A 16,540-nucleotide genomic window follows, 5' to 3' on the forward strand; every position below is an offset into this window, starting at 1 on the left:
GCAGACGGGGAAGTGAAACATCACAGTCAGCTCAAATGGTTTTTATTGCTCTTGGTCCTGCTGGGAGGAGCGGTCTTTTTCCGGTACTTCACTGATGATCCGCTGACGGCCGCCAAAGCACAACTGAGAGCAAAAGGCTATAAAGTCAAGGCAATTCATTACTCCAATCCCATCGACGACTCGCTCGGGAAACTTAAAAAGATTCTCAACAGGGAATCACTCAGAGTGACCTGCATCGAATGGTATACTCCCCGGGAATCCCTGGAAATCACGGAAGAACTTGACAGGCTTGCTCCCTATATAGAAACACTCCAGTGTGGCTTAACCAAAGTCTCCGACCAGGATGCCCTGATCCTCGGAAAGATGCATCAGTTGAAAAACCTGCAGGTTTATGGCCCGGACCTGTCGGCGCGGGGAGTCTCGCAGCTCTCCCAGCTGAAGCACCTGACCTGGCTGGAACTCTATGCGCCTCAAGCGACCGACGAATCACTCCGCTGGTTAGAGCAGAACGATCAATTAAGCTGGCTCTATCTGTCTGATTCCCAGGCAGGAACTGCAACCATGCAACGCATTGCCCATCATCGAGAGATGGTGCGTCTCGATTTGCAGGGAACCAGGATTGAATCTTCTGACCTGCAATATCTAACGGGCTTTCCTCGACTACACATGCTGGAATTAAACAGGACCTTCATTGATGATCGGGCTGCGGCTTATCTCGGTCAGATGCAGTCTCTCGGCACACTCTATTTGAGTGAGACGGAAGTGGGTGACGAGGTCTGCAGAGCACTTGCGGAACTTCCTGAGTTGACATCATTAAAACTCAACGACACCCTGGTGACCGATCAGGGTGTGCAGGCTCTGCTGGAAGGGCGTGCACCGCTGAAAGATCTTTCGTTGTGGCGTTGTGACGTCTCTGCCAAAGCGTTCATGGAGGCCAGATCCTGGCCTGCCGAACTGGAGACACTGTCAGTCCGCGGGACGTCGATTAATGGGAGAGAGATCCTGGCAATGATCGAGAGTCTTCCGTCTCTGATCACTGTCGGCTATAATCATCGTGATACTGACTCAGATATTATTGAACAAATCGATGCAATGCTTAAGAAACGCCGCGCGCATAATCGAAACAGCAGATAAGACGTTTGACGGCATTACCAGTCAACCAGCTAACAAAACATAAGGAGCCTGAGCATGTATAAGTCTCTCGCAATTTTTTTCCTGGGCCTTTGCCTGTCACTGATCACTCCTTTTTCAACTTCAGCAAAGTTTCAGGCTCCCCAGCTTCCCAAAGAGGTGGCTACGATCAGTGTGGTGCAGACTCCCGATGGTCCCCAGCTGAAAATAGAAGCGGGCGATCTGGTCTGTACGACAAAGGAACTGAAAGCGCAACACAAAAAAGAAGAACCGTGGACCGTGAAACCGGTGGGGGGCCAGGTTGAGATGCGGCGTGGTGATAAAGTCAATCAAGGCCCCATCATCAAAGTGTTACTCCGTTTCTAAGTCATGCAAAGGAACCAAGGATGTTCAAAGCCAAATCGATCTTAGCCCTGGTAAGTTGCCTGCTCCTGATGTGCGCACTCCCCGCTTCGGAAGGAAACCAGAAACCGAAAGGCGGGAATGAACTGGTCCGTCTACGGGCGGTTCAGACCAGTGCAGGCCCGCAGTTGGAGATTAAGGCTGGTGACTTTACCTGTACCACTTCAGAATTGACGGTCCGCCGTAAACAGGGGCAGCCGTTTACGGTCAAGCCAGCTAATGGGAAGGTGCAGGTCCATCGTGGGGGAACGATCTCGCAAGCGGGACAGATTGAAATCGCACTCCGGTTTTAAGTCGAGCAGTGTTGATCCCCGATCGCGTTTTCAATAGTGCGATCGAGGACCTGTAATGCCGGTGACAGAGCCCCTTTAATCGGTGACACTGCCTGCTTCGACGGTGGAGAGTTCCTCTGTCAGGAATTCCATCTTGCCGCTTTTGACGTCGTAGAGAGCACCAACGACCATCACCTTGCCGGTCTGAACCAGATCCCTGATGACCTGGCTGCGGGCGGAGATTTCGTGCACGCTGCGGTAGACGTTGCGGCGGGCGACTTCATCGACGAACTGCTCCCGCTCTTCGGGGCTCATTTCATCCAGCCGCTCACACGCTTCTTCATCGACACAGGGGATAACTTCATGCACGATGGAATCCAGGTGCGCACAGCCCGTGACTTGGGTAGGATCGCTGTGATCGCACATCAGTTGTACGGTGGAAGCGACGGCGCCGCAGCGGGTATGCCCCAGCACCAGTACCAGTTTGACTCCTTCGACCGAGACGCCATATTCGATACTGCCCAGGGATTTGTTGCCGATCACATTGCCGGCAACGCGGACGCTCAGAATATCCCCGATGCCCAGGTCGAGAACCAGTTCCGCAGGCACACGCGAATCGATACAGCTCAAGACGACCGCCAGCGGGTGCTGTTCTCCTGCCGTCGCGTTGACCTGGTGGCCGAGATCGCGAGAGAGCCGGTTTCCGGTGTGGAAGCGTTCGTTGCCATCCTGCAGAATCTTGAGTACTTGTGCGGGAGTGATCTGGTCTTTGAGATCACGGGTGGAATAGTCGGCAAACTGAATTTCGTTTTGCAGTTGATACTTGCGTTTGAAACCACGGAGGCTGACCGAGATGCCGCGTGCAGGACCGATTTTGGTCTTGAATTCCTGAATCAGGCTGAGAATATCCGGGTCGATGTAATCGGTGTTGCTGGCGTCGATCAGCATCTTGCTGCCGGACTCTGCTTCGTTGAAGATCTGGTCCAGTGCCGCCCGGTTCAGGAAGCTGACCTGGTTGGCCAGCTCGATATGCAGGACATCGCCGCCGGCATGTGTTTCGAGAATACGGCGGATGGGCTGACGCAGGCTGCTGTTCAAAATGAAGAGCAGACTGACTCCCAGGCCGATCAGAATCCCGATCAACAGGTCGGTGAAGACGATAGAGAGCAACGTAATAATAAAGGGGAGGAACTGATAGCGTCCCTCAGACCACATCTGTTTGAAGAGGGTGGGGCTGGCGAGTTTAAAACCGGTGACCAGCAGAATCGCCGCCAGTGCTGCCAGCGGAATCAGATTCATATACATGGGGAGCAACGCGACCGCGATCAGCAGCAGGACCCCATGGAAAATACAGGAGATTTTGGTTTTGGCTCCCGAGTTGACGTTAACCGAACCACGGACGATCACGGAGGTAATCGGCAGACCACCGATCAGACCGGAGACCATGTTGCCGACGCCCTGGGCCACCAGTTCGCGGCTCGGCGGGGAGTTGCGGTTTTCGGGATCCAGTTTGTCGACCGCTTCCAGGTTGAGCAGCGTTTCCAGTGATGCCACGATGGCAATCGTCGCCCCTGCCAGATAGACGGCGGGATTCAGAAACTGCGAAAAGTCGGGAAAGGTCAGGAAGGTCAGCAGATCTTTGGCTGACTCAGCGACAGGAATCTGAACCATGTGACTGGCTTCAATCGCCCAGGGCCCCCCCAGACGCTGGAACAGCAGATGCATGGACACGCCCAGCAGAACGACGATCAGCGGACCGGGAATCACCGAGTTCTTCAACATCTTGACCCGTCCCCAGACGACGAGCAGCAGAATTGAAGTCAAACCGACGGCAGCGGCTCCGTAATGGAAGTCTCCTTCGAAGACGGTCAGCAATTCGGAAAAGGTGTTCTGTTTATCCGGCTGGGTGAAGGACATTTCCCCTTCCGGGTCGGTATCGTGGCCGACAACGTGGGGAATCTGTTTCAGAATCAGAATCACACCGATGGCAGCCAGCAGGCCTTTAATCACGCTGGAAGGGAAAAACGCCGAGAGTGAACCGGCACGGACCACTCCCAGAATGATCTGAATCACGCCGCCGACCATGACGGCCAGCAGGAATGCCTCAAAAGATCCCAGGGTGGCGATCTGGGCAACAACGATGGCTGTCAAACCGGCAGCAGGTCCACTAACGCTGGTACTCGATCCGCTGATGGATCCGACGACCAGACCGCCGACAATTCCGGCCAGCAGTCCTGAGAAGAGGGGGGCTCCGGATGCCAGGGCGATTCCCAGGCAGAGCGGCAGAGCCACCAGAAACACAACGAGACCTGACGTCAGGTCACGGGGTAAATACGAAAGCGGATACCCAGCGGCGCGCGCATCATTCATGGCAGTCAACTCAAACTCAAAAACTCGATTGGCGGGTAATTTGTGGAAGCGGCCCCGTCTTCCCGGCATCTGAGAGCCAGGAGAGAGACAGCGTCCCACAGTGATGCTGCAGGACGGGTCCTGAAAGCATCAGACCGGGCTCGGAAGAGCGGTAGTCATGGGGTTTATTATATGATCCAAACTCGTTTTACAATCGGAATTTAGCTTTTTCTCTGAATTTGAACTGCAGAACTTTTTTGCCACTTTAAATCTGAGCTGTTTGTCTATAACTAGACAGAATTCAGAGGCAGCTGCCTGAGAGATCCACGTTTTTTTATCCAAGCTCTATTTTCGCAAGCTAAGTCATTCCTTGATATAAGTTTACCTCAATTTTTCCGAATGTTGCACCTGTTCTCTCTCAGTTTTCATTTCGGTCCCCTGCAGGAAAGTGTCGCCCATGCATCAACTCAGACTGATATCACTGTCGCTTGTTTTTATGTTCGGATTCACGGCGAGTGCCACCAGTGCGGATCAGACACTTCCCAATCAGAGCTGGTCTCAGTGGCGCGGCCCCCAGCGGGATGGCACGCTTCCCGGAACGGCTCTGCCTGATTCACTGAATGAACAGAATCTGAAATTACGGTGGGAGCTTCCTCTGAGTCCGGGGTATTCGGGACCGATTGTGACCGCGGACCGGGTGTTCGTGACGGAGACTGTCAATGAGGAGACCGAAGTTGTCCGGGCCCTGGATCGCCAGACCGGAAAGGAACTCTGGAAACAGTCCTGGCCTGGTGCGATCAGTGTTCCCTTTTTTGCGAAAGCGAATGGGGACTGGATCCGCGCCACACCCGCTTTTGATGGAGAGCGACTGTATGTCGCCGGCATCCGGGATGTGCTGGTCTGCCTGGATGCGGCCAGTGGCAGCATTCTCTGGCGACTCGACTTCGTCGAGCAGCTCAAATCCTCGCTACCCTCGTTCGGCTTTGCTTCGTCTCCCCTCGTGACCGATGAGGCGGTGTATGTGCAGGCCGGTGGCGGTTTCTGCAAAGTCAACAAGTTGACGGGAGAAGTCATCTGGCGCGTGCTGGAAGACGGGGGCGGCATGTTCGGCAGTGCATTCTCTTCTCCCTGCCTGGCAGAACTGGATGGCGTGCAGCAGATTCTGGTTCAGACCCGGACGACGCTGGCGGGTGTCGATCCGGAATCGGGTCAGGTGTTCTGGGAACAGAAGATCCCCGCGTTTCGAGGTATGAATATTCTGACGCCGTCAGTTGTGAATAACACCGTCTTTACCAGCAGTTATGGCGGACGTTCGTTTCTGTTTGACATCACCCGCAACGATGGTAAGTGGCAGGTCAAGGAACTCTGGTCGAATGCGATTCAGGGTTATATGTCATCGCCGATCATTCTGGACGGGTACATTTACCTGCATTTGAAAAATCAACGTTTTACCTGTCTCGACCTGAAAACAGGAAAAGCGGTCTGGACAACAGCCCCATACGGTAAATACTGGAGCATGGTCACCGATGGTCAGAAGATCCTGGCGTTGGATCAGAAAGGGGAACTGCTGCTGATCAAAGCCAGTCCGAAGAAATTTGATCTGATCGATCAGCGCAAAGTCGCCGATGACTCCTGGGCATACCTGGCTGTCAGCGGGAAGGATCTGTTTATCCGCGACCTGAAGCAGCTTTCTGTTTACCAGGCAGAGTAGGACAGTCTGAAGAACGAAGAGGTTAACATGAGCGTTCCTGAAATTCGAATCCGCCAGTTGAATAAGGCTCCGCTGAAGGGTGATGGAGACTACGTTCTGTACTGGATGATCGCCAACCGCCGCACCCGTTTCAATTTCAGCCTGGAGCGGGCGGTCGAAGTGGCGAAGGGTCTGGATAAACCGCTGGTCGTCTTAGAAGCGCTGCGCTGCGGTTACCGCTGGGCCAGCGACCGGATGCATCGTTTTGTCCTGCAGGGCATGGCGGATAACCGAGCGAACTTTGAAGAGACTGTAGCGACCTACTATTGTTATGTGGAACCTGAGGCGGGTCACGGCTCAGGACTGTTAGAAGCTCTGGCCGACAAAGCGTGCGCGATTGTTACTGATGATTTTCCCTGTTTCTTTCTGCCGCGGATGCTGGACCACGTGGCCCCGCGCTTGCCCGTCAGCCTGGAAGCCATCGATTCCAATGGACTGCTGCCGCTGCGGGCTGCCTCCCAGGTTTATCCCACGGCGTATGCATTTCGTCGCTTCCTGCACAAGGAACTGCCGCCCCACCTGCTGGAGATGCCTAAGACGAATCCCCTGGCGCGTATTAAACTGCCCGAACTGAAATCGCTGCCCAAAGAGATTATCGACCGCTGGCCGATGGCGACCGATGAAATGCTGACGGCCACACCTGAAGTGCTGGCGGACCTGCCCCTCGATCATGGTGTTGGACCAGCATCCTTTGACGGCGGGGAGGAAGAAGCACTCAAAGCGCTGCGACGTTTCTTTGATACCCGCTTCGAACGCTACGCCGACGAACGGAATCTGCCTGAAGAAGAAGTCACCAGCGGGCTCTCCCCTTACCTGCACTTCGGTCACATCTCGGTGCACGATGTGTTTGATTCCATCGCCCGCCGGGAAGAGTGGTCGGTCGAAAAGGTGATGGATCAGAAGCCGACCGGTAAACGAGCCGGGTGGTGGCAGATGAGTGAGACGGCGGAAGGTTTTCTGGACGAACTGATCACCTGGCGGGAGCTGGGTTACAACATGTGCTGGCAGCGGGATGACTACGACCAGTACTCTTCCCTCCCCGACTGGGCGCAGACTACGCTCGACGAGCACGCGTCCGATCCGCGCGAATATACTTACTCGCTGGAAGAGTTCGAACAGGCGAAAACACACGATCCCCTCTGGAACGCAGCGCAGACGCAACTGGTGACCGAAGGCCGTCTGCATAATTACATGCGGATGCTGTGGGGCAAGAAAATCCTGCACTGGTCGGACTCTCCGCAGGACGCGCTCGAGATCATGATCGAACTCAACAACAAGTATGCGGTCGACGGGCGAAATCCGAATTCGTATTCCGGCATCTTCTGGTGTCTGGGCCGTTACGATCGTGCCTGGGGTCCCGAGCGGGAGATCTTTGGTAAGATCCGTTACATGACCAGTCAAAACACGGCCCGCAAATTCAGCGTCGATGGCTACCTGGAACGCTACGGTAATCAAAAACGCCAGGGTGCGTTATTCGATTGAAGTTTACAGCTGCCCTGCACTACACTGACTCCCTGTCAGCCTAATCAATCACTTTTGTCAGTGCGCAAGACCAGGGAGCCCGGTTGTGGCCAGAGATCTTTTTCAGGGAACGGTACCTTATTACGTGCGTTATCGCGTGCCCTACCCCGAGGAACTGCTTACCCGGATCCGGGACCGGGCTGCGATTTCGGGAGAAGATTGCCTGCTGGACCTGGGCAGCGGCACCGGTGAGATCGCATTACGGCTGGCGCCTCACTTTCGCGAAGTGACAGCCGTCGAACCCGATCCTGCGATGCGGTCTGCGGGACTGACGAAGATGCGGGAACAGCAGATCGATAATGTCAGCTGGCGTTCCGAAACCGCGGAAGCCTTTTCTGCGGACGAGAAAACATTTGAGCTGGTAACGATCGGCGCAGCCTTCCACTGGATGGATCGCGGATTGATGGCACGACGGATCCGAGGCTGGCTGCGTCCTGAACAGCCGCTGGTGATCCTGGGATACACGAGCATCTGGAGCGGGACTACGGACTGGCTCCCACTGGTGCGGGAAGTTCTGCAGCGCTGCCTGGGAGCAAAACGGCGTGCGGGTTCGGGCAACTTCCCCGAACTCTCCCAGCCTCACGAACAGGTCCTGCAGGAAGCGGGCTACCAGATCGAGGAACTCAAGACCCGGATCACACAACAGTGGACGCTGGAGACACTGATTGGCAATCTCTATTCAACGTCCTTCGCCTCCCCGGCCGTCCTGGGAGAAAAGCGGAGTGCCTTCGAAGCCGACCTGAGGCAGACACTACTCGACTTTGACTCCCGCGGCACGTATTCCGAAGAGATGACCTTCTATGCCCTGCTGGCATGGCCGGAGTAGTGCTTACCGCTGACGGAAGCCGTGGTAGAGGTTGAGCAGACGAAAGTCTTCCTGTTGCCGGATTCGAGCGGCGCTCAGTTCTTCGGCCTTGGAAAGCAGGAGTGCTCCGCCTGTTTCAAGGATGTGGCGCGGATTCTGCTTTTGTTGTTCGGCCATCGCCTGAGCGGCTCTTTCCATTACCAGTTGATGGTCCCACTCGCGCAATAACCGGTAATACTCGTCTGAATTTGAAGACGGATCTAAGGGAAGAAACGGGGCGGCCTGTGTGTGAAAATAAAAGTGGTTTGTCTGCGCCTGTTTCGGTGCTGCCTTGTCTGGTTCCCAAACGGAGACCAGCGGCTCGACTAAGGCAGCAGGAGTGGCAAGCTCGATGGTTCGGAGTTCGTAAATACTTCCCTGCTTTTCGGTTGCAGAGACGAGAGAACAGGTCAGTCCCCAGATGACGACGGTGAATAACAGCTGACGCATGGCAGGCCCCCTTTCCGGCTCGATAAGTGAACGCGTTCCTTCAGTCGTGGTTCTTATCAGAACGAAGCCCATGTGTCGAGGCCTTTTGTCCAGTGCTGCTCAGTAAACAGGCCAGATGCCGGGGGTGGCGAGTTCGAGCACGTGGTCGTCGGGATCGCGGAAGTAGAGACTTTCGCCGCCGCGGGGCCAGCTCATGCGGCTGATAATTTCCACGCCTGCAGAGACGAGGCGTTCTTCCCATTTGGCGAGGTCGTCCCGTTCGATGGCGAAGGCGAAGTGGACCGGGCCATCGCCGTCGTGGGGTGGAATCACGCCCCCTTCGAGATGGGCTGCGGTATGCGTGGCGCCCCGTTTGAAGATCAGAAACACGCTACGGTCGCCGGCGTTCATGGCGCAGAACCGCTGGTCCTCCGCCATGATTTCGAATTCGAACAACTGCCGATAAAAGTCGACTGCGGTCTGCAGGTCATCTACGTAAATCGACGTCTCCAGTACGCCATGCACTTTCACTCTGGTCTCTCCTCTCAGGCTGCCTGACTCTGTGCTTCCGCTTCATAACGCAGGATATCACCGGGCTGACACTCCAGGTATTCACAGATCTTTTCCAGCGTCGCGAAGCGAATCCCTTTGACTTTCCCCGACTTGAGCAGCGATAGATTCTGCTCGGTGATCCCCACGTGTTTTGCCAGATCACGTGAGGTGACTTTGCGTCGGGCCAGCATGACATCCAGTGTTATACAAATTCGCATCGATTCCTGCTTCGCTCGCTAAAACTCGTGTTAAGCTCTGGTTCTACTATAGCTGAATTCCCGGCGGGTCACCAGACGTCTAAATGATCTGGGCGTGTTCTTCCGCGATCAGGCTGGCCCGCTTTAACAGATTTGCCAGCAGAAAGATCAGTGCTCCGACTCCCGCCAGGATGAACTGATTCGAACCGATGCTGATCGCCAGCATTTTCTGTCCGGGCGGATTATGCATCGTCAATACCACACTGAGCGCCGCTCCGCAGATGGGAGATAACAAAGCAGAGCCCATCAGCCCCAGGGCAAAACGTTTCAGCAGCCGACTGTTTTGTGTGCCCAGATAATCTTCGGCACAACAGGCTTTGAGAAAACGACGTAGCGAAATCAGCCCCCAGTACGTGGGTGCGATCAGCAGGGCTGAGAGTAAAACCATGCCCACTTTAGTTGATACCGGCAGCGGAAAGGGAATGGCCTGGACAGGAATCCTGCCATTCTGTTTCGCGATCAGGTCGGCACAAAACCAGACCCAGATTAAAAATGCGGGCATCACCCAGAGGGACAAAGCACACAGATAATACAGAATACGGCAAATGACACTGGTACGATCTTTACGAGCCATCTCAGGAATCCTTTCCAAAGGGTTTGTTGTTGAACGGCGAATTTTTATCGTTTTACGATAAACAGCACAACCCCGGTTTTTGAGAATTTAAGTCGCTTCTGTTTACTGCCGATCTCAACTCCCCTGCGACAGCCAGCCTCCCGGCTGAGGTGTCGCGGTGGACTGCGTATCGCGATACCAGGCTTTGAGCTGCTTGAGCATTTTCGCTGCCTGAGCGGGTTCGGTTGACTGCAGGTCTTCTTTCTCGCCCGGATCGCGGTCGAGGCGATAGAGTTCAACCTTTTCATTTTCGAAGGTGCCCGGTTTTGCGCGGGGATGCTGCACGACCAGTTTCCAGGGACCGTCCCGCATCGCTTCTGCGCGTCCGCCCCGATTCGAAAGTGAGGCCCAGAACAGCGGACGTGACGGGAGCGATTTCTGTTCAAATAGAACCGGAGAGAGATCGACGCCATCCAGGGGACGCTCCTGAGGTGGAGTCACCTGGGCGATTCCCAGCAGGGTCGGCATGACATCAATGCTGATCGCGGGGAAATCCGAGACGGTGCCCGCCTCAATCTTACCAGGCCACCAGGCGATGGCAGGCACGCGATGTCCGCCTTCATAAACCGAACCTTTGGCGCCCCGCAGCGCGGGACTGCCACTCGGGAAATCACGCGAGGGACCATTGTCCGAGAAGAACAGCACGAACGTATTTTTATCGAGTCCCGATTTCACGAGGAACTCACGAATCTGCCCTACGCCTTCATCGACGGGGAGCGTCATCCCTTTGAACTTCTCGATGCGTTCCCCTTCATGGGCCGGCTTCCAGCGTTTCCAGCCTTCGGCTTCGGTACGCCGAACCGGATCGCCGGGGACCTGTACCGGGTTGTGAATGGCTTCATGCGCCAGGTAGAGGCAGAAGGGACGGTCCTGGTTTTCCTTGATGAACTGCAGGGCGTACTGGTTGATCAGGTGCGTCGAGTAGCCGGGTTCTTCGGTCTCCTGGCGTCCGTGCCACCAGTCGTGTTTGACGTGGTCTCCTACATGACTGATGAAATCGATATTGCCGCTGTGATAACCGACGAAGGTATCGAACCCGTGATTGTCAGGATGATACTCAGCGGAATTGTGCGGGTAGCCCTGGTGCCATTTTCCGATCAGGCCGGTCTGGTACCCCGCCTGTTTCAACAGTTCGGCGAAGGTGTTTTCGCTGCGTTTCAAACCTTTTAGATGCTCGGGATGATCGCTGACCGGATGGATGACCGCTTCAATGCCAGCCCGCTGCTGATAGCGACCGGTGAGCAGACCGGCCCGCGTGGGCGAACAGACGGTGCCCGAAGAATGAAAGTCGGTCAGTTTCAGACCTTCCTTAGCCAGCCGATCGATCTCGGGAGTTTTAAAGTAGGGATTGCCGAAACAGCTGACTCCCGCGTAGCCCATATCGTCGACCATGATCACGATCAGATTAGGGCGATCTCCCGGCGTCCGCGGGGCCGCGGCTGTGGTGCTTCGTGGAACAGACTGGGAGAGACAGAGCGTCAACAGGCACAGACATAAGCTACGCATCCCGGAATTGAGCACGATTCGATTCCTCTTTGATTACAGGTAGAAACGGGAAGATCAGGCGGGTCGTGTATCGATTATAACAGACCCGAGAGGAAAAGCACGGTTGCACTCCCAGACCCTGCTATGACAGTCTGACCGGCGTGCTTTGAATTCTGAATTTTCTGCTTGCGTTCCTGTAAACAATTCCGGAATATTGTACTTCAGATCAGTCGATCCAATTTCATTTCTTCTCATTCTGGATCTCTTAGCTGGCGGGACCAAACCATGATTCAATTCCAGTGTGAACACTGTTTTCAGGATTATAAAGTCCGCGATGACCGTGCGGGGCAGACTCTCAAGTGTAAATCCTGTGGAGAGCGGATGCAGGTCCCTGCAGGCGATGATGACCTGCTGGACGATTTCTACGAAGACGACGAGGAAGTCTACGAGAGCTCGGCGAGGCCGGCACGTAAAAAGACGTCATCCAAAGGGGGCAAACAGAAAAAGCAGTCAGGGAACAGCGCCAATTCGCCGGTGACCCTGATTGCTGGTATTGTGGCCTTCGTGGTGATGTTCTTTGTCTCTTATACACTGGTCCGTTCCCTGATGGGAGGGGGAGAACCGGAAGAGATCGCACAGCCGCACCAGGAACTGGCTCCCGCTGGAGTGACACCAGCGCCCGCTCCCGCGCCTGTTGAGGAAAAAGCCGAGTCAGAACCACCGGCGAAACCGATGGAGATCGCGAACACCAAGCCGGTGAGCGGTCAACCGGCGGCGAAGAAAGCGACGCCGGCTCCCACGAAACCGAAACCCCAGCCGGAACCGGAGCAGAAGTGGACCTCCCTCGTCGATCCGCCGCTGGTGACCGCGGACTGGCCGGAATCGTCACGCTTGAAAATTGACCTGAAGAATGCGGAAGAGAAACTGGTGGTGCCCAGCGGGTCCGGCCCGGTGGTTGCCGTGCAGTATAAGAACCGCAGTCTCTATCACTTTGACATCTGGAACCTGGCGACGGAGAAGAAAATCGGTGAGATCTCGATCACGCCTCCCCAGGAATGGATGATCCTGACGCCCAAATTCAAACTGAGTGCAGACGGGAAATATCTGCTGCTGAATATTACCGAACGCACATCGAAAATCCCCAAGCTGGTCTGCTGGGATACCACGACCGGAAAAATCGTTTCCGAATGGCAGGTTGATGCGCCCGGCAGCGTGGTCTCTTTATATGAAATCTGCGGGAACAACGGCGCGTTCGTGCAGTTGATCCGCAAAGACGGGGGCAAGTACAAAACGATTCTCAAACGCTGGGACCTGCAGACCGGAAAGCTCGAACAGGAAAGCGAGATCAAATCCAGCGAGTTCGCGAGCCACAGTTACCTGGTCAGCCCGGGGGGCAACTACCTGGCGACCAACACGAGTAACAAAGTTTTCTTCTACGACCTGCGTACGCTGAAACTGCTCTATCTCATGGAGCTGGATGGTCACCTGGATCCCCGTGCGAAATATTATTCGCTGCAGGCTCTGGATTTTTCGCGGGACGGGAAACAACTGGGGATGCTGGTCACCGAATCGGGAAAAACCGAGATCTGGCTGGTGAACCTGGAAGATGGCAAGCCGGAACGGGCGTTCGAAATAGCTGGCAACCTGAGCGATCAGTTCAGTCAGCCTTCCTACGAAGGGAACAAGCTGGAACTGACCCCCTCCGGCAGAAGTTTTCTGCTCTACGGTGCCCTGCTCGTCGATCGCGAGAGCCGGCGGAGTGTGTGGGTCCTCGAACCGCCGCCGAACGTGATTATCCGCCGCCCCCTCTACCTGACTCCCCATTACCTGTTTGCGAACACCGACAGTGCGCTGACCGATGACAAGGGACGTTTGCGACTTAACCGTAAGCCTCAACTGGTGACGGTACCTCTGCCGGAGAAACAGATCACGGATGGTCTGGCTGCTTATCAGAGCGAATCGGATGCGATTCTGAGGACCGGTTCGAAAGTCAGTATCAATGTCAACGTGGTGAATATCAAATTCGGCAAGGAGGACGAAGTCAAAGAAGTTCTGCAGGAAGTACTCAAGGATCGCCTGGAAGCAGATGGTTTTGAAGTGGCGGAAGACCAGCCGCTGATCTTCCAGATGGAGTACCAGGAACAGGCGGGTAACAAGCTGCAGATGTCGAAACGGGGTCGGCCCTCACCCGGCAATCCGTTGGGCCGCACTCCCACCGGGGAAACACTGCAATCGACGGCAGCCGCGTTTAAGCTGTCGTGGGTGCAGAAGTCTCCCAAGCGCACGCTCTGGACGAAACAGGTGCTGGTCAATCCCCGCTTTCTGATTCTCCGCAATGCCACCGAACAGGAGGCCCGCGAGCAGATGTTTGAGGGACTGCAGAACCGGTTGATGGGAGAACTGATCCCCTACTTCATCCCGAAAGAAAAAGGACTCTCGATGCTGCCCGGCGAGACACAACTGCCGGAGTAATTTTCGCTTTCCGACTCATTGTGTTTCATCCATCACGGTTCAACCGAGACTTCTCTCGAAAGCGGTATTGAACTGCGCGTGATACTCGGATTACAATACAGGACATGCACGTCCATTAATAAAATGGTGCACTGAATTAGTCTCTGTATTCAATTGAAGGATGAATCCATGCGTAAACTGGTATACGGCTTGATTTGTGGTCTGTTCATCATGGGACTCGGTACCGATGCGGAAGAAATCCAGACAGCGCGTGCCGACGATGCGGACAAATGCGAAAGCAAGCCGGGCGATGAAAAGGATCTGGAAGGTGAGAAGCGACTCAGCAAGTTCATGCACGAAAAACTGACCAGCTCGCAACTCGTACTCGAAGGACTGATGATCGAGGATTACGAGAAGATGCAGAAGGGGGCCAAGCGCATGATCGAGATGAGCAACGCCACCGAATGGCAGGTGGTCGAGGGGCCCATCTTTGCCCGTCAGAGTGAAGAGTTTCGTTCCGCCGCCAAGCAGGTGATTAAATTCGCCAAAGAGAAAAACATCGACGGTGCCTCACTCAGTTATCTGCATCTGACGATGACCTGCATTAACTGCCATAAGAAGGTCAACAAAGTGCTGATTTCGCAGCGATAAGCTTTCACAATACTTAAAAAACAACGGGACCTGTGAAGCGAATTCACAGGTCCCGTCAGATCAATGCAAGTGATCCTCACAGTGCTACTTTTCAGTAGACGCTGTCTTCTCGGATGGTTTCGCGGGGGTGATACGAATCACGCGTCCCGCAACGTGTTCATCGCCGTCCATCTCAACCGTGCGGATCCGCAGCAGATGCGTACCCGGCTTCAGACCATCGGGCAGCTTGGCCTGCCAGAGATGGGTTGAATTCTTGGCCTTGGGGAGATTGCGATAAGATTTCTCTTCGACGCCGTTCTCCGTTTCGGACAGCTTCTTGAAGCTGGGATCGACGGCGACAATCCGCTCCATGGGAGCCCAACTGCCGGACTCGCCAATCTGCATTTCCACCTTCGATTTTTCCGAACCGTTAAACACGTTGACCATCACGTTGGTTTCCGCGACCTTGTCAACTGTGACCGCTTCGGGGGCGATGATATTCATCTGGTATTTCGCAGCACGACCGGCGGCTCGAAAGTCCAGGTTATATTCTTTGCCGTCAAAGGTAATGATGGAATAACCGTTGGGAGCACCGTCGGCCATCATCGTATGCGGAATACCCCGTTCATCCGGCGCACCGGACCACCAGCTGCCGCTGACGGTCACGTTGATGATGTGATGGTGCGGCTTGGCGCCCCGCCAGCCATCTTCTTTAGTGATGAAGCGGTGTTCGTGATGATGGGTGTGTCCGGAAATGGACATACAGAAGGGGCGTTTTTCGATCAGGCGATACAGGTCCTGGCGATCTTCCACGCCGACTAGCGGGATGTGCATCATCAGTACGACCAGCTGATCTTCGGGGATCTGCTGCAGATCGTTCTTAACGAATTCAATCTGCTCTTTGCCGAGACCGCCCTGGTATTTGCCTTTTTTCTTTTTGTTCTTTTTTGACTCTTCGGTGACAATCCACTCGATGTCGTCCAGCACAATGAAATGCACGGTGCCGTAATCAAAGGAGTAATAAGAGGGACCGAAGGCCCGCTCGAAGGTTTCATCGCTCAACTTATCGTTGGGGGCATCGTAGTTGATGTCGTGGTTGCCGATCACGTTGTACCAGGGAATTCCCAGGAGAGCGATGCCCCGTGCCTGCGATTCAAATAGCGACAGATCGTCAAACAGAATGTCACCCAGCGTAACGCCGAACGATGCGTCGGTGCCGACGAGGTCTTCGATTACATCATGGGCGATGTAGTCGATCTCTTTCTGATCACGTGGCTGTGGATCACCGAAAAAGAGGGCGCGGAACTGGTTGGGCTCTTTTTGCGGATAGAGGGGAAAGTCGACCGATTCCGGCAGTGGTCCGGTCGGGGCGACGCCGGCGAAGTGAGACTTGGGTGATCCCTTGGGCTTGTGGATGTAATAGAACTCGGGTGTGAGATTCTTGCTCAGCGGTGTCCGCCAGTTGCGGGGTTTGATGACGAACAGAATGGTGTCATCGGTAACGGGCAGTTCATACTTTCCGTTTTCATCGGTGCGAACTACCTTGACGCCATTTGAGACGGCAACGCCCGGCAGCGTTTTCTCGCCAGCATCGAACTTCCGATTCTGGTTGGCATCATGAAATACGTATCCGGTGGCAGTTTTACCTGACGATTCCGCCCGGCTCAGCCCCTGCTGGGTCAGCAGGAACATTCCTGCCAGCAGCATGGTAGTCAGTGTGAAGCGACGCATTGAAATATCCTTGTGAAGAATCCCGTAATCTAATCAATATTTAGTAATATGTTACGTCCTCGAGGGACGAGACAAAACCCACAACCCCGTTTTTTCAGCAGAGTTCCGGCGGACTATACAAAC

The 16,540-nt window shown here is 54.9% G+C and carries 15 protein-coding genes; 8 read left to right on the forward strand and 7 right to left on the reverse strand.

Annotated features, from left to right (window positions below; translation table 11 throughout):
• Nucleotides 1–12 precede the first annotated feature (12 nt).
• Genes HG66A1_RS22970 through HG66A1_RS22980 form a run of 3 tightly spaced genes read left to right on the forward strand, consistent with a single transcriptional unit; the run spans nt 13 to nt 1,826 of the window.
• Complete coding sequence (locus HG66A1_RS22970) at nt 13–1,134, forward strand: hypothetical protein (protein WP_145189592.1); 1,122 nt, start codon at nt 13–15, stop codon at nt 1,132–1,134.
• Between the two features lie 54 nt (nt 1,135–1,188).
• Complete coding sequence (locus HG66A1_RS22975; RefSeq protein WP_145189595.1) at nt 1,189–1,497, forward strand: hypothetical protein; 309 nt, start codon at nt 1,189–1,191, stop codon at nt 1,495–1,497.
• A 20-nt stretch (nt 1,498–1,517) separates the two neighbouring features.
• A complete protein-coding gene (locus HG66A1_RS22980; protein WP_145189598.1) occupies nt 1,518–1,826 on the forward strand; it encodes a hypothetical protein in 309 nt (102 codons plus the stop codon).
• A 75-nt stretch (nt 1,827–1,901) separates the two neighbouring features.
• On the opposite strand, the gene HG66A1_RS22985 is transcribed toward HG66A1_RS22980, so the two are convergent.
• Nucleotides 1,902–4,175 (reverse strand): bifunctional SulP family inorganic anion transporter/carbonic anhydrase, encoded by a 2,274-nt coding sequence (locus tag HG66A1_RS22985; protein ID WP_145189600.1) that lies wholly within the window; start codon nt 4,173–4,175, stop codon nt 1,902–1,904.
• Nucleotides 4,176–4,611: 436 nt separating this feature from the next.
• On the opposite strand from HG66A1_RS22985, the gene HG66A1_RS22990 reads away from it, so the two are divergent.
• The 3 genes from HG66A1_RS22990 (at nt 4,612) to HG66A1_RS23000 (ending at nt 8,251) form a co-directional block, all read left to right on the forward strand.
• Nucleotides 4,612–5,865 (forward strand): PQQ-binding-like beta-propeller repeat protein, encoded by a 1,254-nt coding sequence (locus HG66A1_RS22990; protein WP_232106651.1) that lies wholly within the window; start codon nt 4,612–4,614, stop codon nt 5,863–5,865.
• Between the two features lie 27 nt (nt 5,866–5,892).
• The gene (locus HG66A1_RS22995; protein ID WP_145189603.1) at nt 5,893–7,386 is read left to right on the forward strand and encodes an FAD-binding domain-containing protein; all 1,494 of its coding nucleotides are present in this window, start codon (nt 5,893–5,895) and stop codon (nt 7,384–7,386) included.
• 85 nt (nt 7,387–7,471) lie between these two features.
• Nucleotides 7,472–8,251, forward strand: coding sequence for a class I SAM-dependent methyltransferase (locus HG66A1_RS23000; RefSeq protein ID WP_197996761.1), 780 nt, complete (start codon nt 7,472–7,474; stop codon nt 8,249–8,251).
• A gap of 3 nt (nt 8,252–8,254) precedes the next feature.
• Here the strand turns inward: HG66A1_RS23000 and HG66A1_RS23005 are convergent, their stop codons facing one another.
• The 5 genes from HG66A1_RS23005 to HG66A1_RS23025 form a co-directional block, all read right to left on the reverse strand.
• On the reverse strand, nt 8,255–8,719 hold the full coding sequence (locus HG66A1_RS23005) for a hypothetical protein (RefSeq protein WP_145189609.1): 465 nt from the start codon (nt 8,717–8,719) through the stop codon (nt 8,255–8,257).
• A 99-nt stretch (nt 8,720–8,818) separates the two neighbouring features.
• Nucleotides 8,819–9,229, reverse strand: a complete 411-nt coding sequence (locus HG66A1_RS23010) for a VOC family protein (RefSeq protein WP_145189612.1) — start codon at nt 9,227–9,229, stop codon at nt 8,819–8,821.
• A gap of 14 nt (nt 9,230–9,243) precedes the next feature.
• Complete coding sequence (locus HG66A1_RS23015) at nt 9,244–9,468, reverse strand: helix-turn-helix domain-containing protein (RefSeq protein ID WP_145042764.1); 225 nt, start codon at nt 9,466–9,468, stop codon at nt 9,244–9,246.
• Between the two features lie 79 nt (nt 9,469–9,547).
• Entirely contained in the window at nt 9,548–10,081 is a 534-nt protein-coding gene (locus HG66A1_RS23020; protein ID WP_145042766.1) for a DUF2975 domain-containing protein, read from the reverse strand.
• Between the two features lie 114 nt (nt 10,082–10,195).
• Entirely contained in the window at nt 10,196–11,641 is a 1,446-nt protein-coding gene (locus tag HG66A1_RS23025) for a sulfatase-like hydrolase/transferase (RefSeq protein ID WP_145189615.1), read from the reverse strand.
• A 249-nt stretch (nt 11,642–11,890) separates the two neighbouring features.
• Here HG66A1_RS23025 and HG66A1_RS23030 point away from each other — a divergent pair, with 249 nt between their 5' ends.
• Both HG66A1_RS23030 and HG66A1_RS23035 read left to right on the forward strand, forming a co-directional pair.
• Nucleotides 11,891–14,077, forward strand: a complete 2,187-nt coding sequence (locus tag HG66A1_RS23030; RefSeq protein ID WP_145189618.1) for a hypothetical protein — start codon at nt 11,891–11,893, stop codon at nt 14,075–14,077.
• Between the two features lie 168 nt (nt 14,078–14,245).
• A complete protein-coding gene (locus HG66A1_RS23035) occupies nt 14,246–14,707 on the forward strand; it encodes a hypothetical protein (RefSeq protein ID WP_145189621.1) in 462 nt (153 codons plus the stop codon).
• A gap of 84 nt (nt 14,708–14,791) precedes the next feature.
• Here the strand turns inward: HG66A1_RS23035 and HG66A1_RS23040 are convergent, their stop codons facing one another.
• A complete protein-coding gene (locus HG66A1_RS23040; RefSeq protein WP_145189625.1) occupies nt 14,792–16,417 on the reverse strand; it encodes a calcineurin-like phosphoesterase C-terminal domain-containing protein in 1,626 nt (541 codons plus the stop codon).
• Between the last annotated feature and the right edge of the window lie 123 nt (nt 16,418–16,540).

It is taken from the genome of Gimesia chilikensis (genome assembly GCF_007744075.1).
GTDB lineage: Bacteria > Planctomycetota > Planctomycetia > Planctomycetales > Planctomycetaceae > Gimesia > Gimesia chilikensis_A.

What these genes read in the sequence shown, in the direction of transcription:
- HG66A1_RS22975 (WP_145189595.1), top strand. Translation starts at nt 1,189, where the DNA reads ATGTATAAGTCTCTCGCAATTTTTTTCCTGGGCCTTTGCCTGTCACTG.
- HG66A1_RS22980 (WP_145189598.1), top strand. Translation starts at nt 1,518, where the DNA reads ATGTTCAAAGCCAAATCGATCTTAGCCCTGGTAAGTTGCCTGCTCCTG.
- HG66A1_RS22985 (WP_145189600.1), bottom strand. Translation starts at nt 4,175, where the DNA reads ATGAATGATGCGCGCGCCGCTGGGTATCCGCTTTCGTATTTACCCCGT.
- HG66A1_RS22990 (WP_232106651.1), top strand. Translation starts at nt 4,612, where the DNA reads ATGCATCAACTCAGACTGATATCACTGTCGCTTGTTTTTATGTTCGGA.
- HG66A1_RS22995 (WP_145189603.1), top strand. Translation starts at nt 5,893, where the DNA reads ATGAGCGTTCCTGAAATTCGAATCCGCCAGTTGAATAAGGCTCCGCTG.
- HG66A1_RS23005 (WP_145189609.1), bottom strand. Translation starts at nt 8,719, where the DNA reads ATGCGTCAGCTGTTATTCACCGTCGTCATCTGGGGACTGACCTGTTCT.
- HG66A1_RS23015 (WP_145042764.1), bottom strand. Translation starts at nt 9,468, where the DNA reads ATGCGAATTTGTATAACACTGGATGTCATGCTGGCCCGACGCAAAGTC.
- HG66A1_RS23020 (WP_145042766.1), bottom strand. Translation starts at nt 10,081, where the DNA reads ATGGCTCGTAAAGATCGTACCAGTGTCATTTGCCGTATTCTGTATTAT.
- HG66A1_RS23030 (WP_145189618.1), top strand. Translation starts at nt 11,891, where the DNA reads ATGATTCAATTCCAGTGTGAACACTGTTTTCAGGATTATAAAGTCCGC.
- HG66A1_RS23035 (WP_145189621.1), top strand. Translation starts at nt 14,246, where the DNA reads ATGCGTAAACTGGTATACGGCTTGATTTGTGGTCTGTTCATCATGGGA.
- HG66A1_RS23040 (WP_145189625.1), bottom strand. Translation starts at nt 16,417, where the DNA reads ATGCGTCGCTTCACACTGACTACCATGCTGCTGGCAGGAATGTTCCTG.